1 pseudogene is annotated in these 363 nt (G+C 65.3%); it reads left to right on the top strand.

What is annotated here, in order from left to right:
- Positions 1 to 363, top strand: a pseudogene (locus EN807_RS35965) (cell division protein FtsH); the annotation flags it as partial.

The following is a 363-nucleotide window of genomic DNA, read 5'->3' as shown; positions in this document are numbered from 1 at the left end:
TGCACTACGCGGTGGTATTGTCCTTTCACCGGGAATATGGCCGCGAAGCCGGAACCTGCGTCGAGATCGCCGTGCCGGCCGGCGAGGCCGGCGTGGCGCTGGTGGACCGCTGCTTTGCGCAGTTGGAGGCTGCCATCAACGCCGCGCGCTCCTATCGCGGCAAGGTTCTCTCGCTCGAAACGGAAGGCGACTATCAGGGCCGCTCCAAAGGCGTGATGGTGCATCGGCTGCCGCAGGTGCAGCGCGACGCGGTCATCCTGCCGGAACAGACTTTGAGGCTTCTCGACCGCAACGTGATCCGATTCATCGAAAGCCCGGAGGCGCTGCGGCTGCTTGGGCAATGCACCCGCAAGGGCATCCTGC

This window comes from Mesorhizobium sp. M5C.F.Ca.ET.164.01.1.1 (genome assembly GCF_004792125.1).
GTDB lineage: Bacteria > Pseudomonadota > Alphaproteobacteria > Rhizobiales > Rhizobiaceae > Mesorhizobium > Mesorhizobium wenxiniae.
Note: the sequence above shows the minus strand (reverse complement) of the source record. Positions and strands in the feature narration are given on the sequence as shown.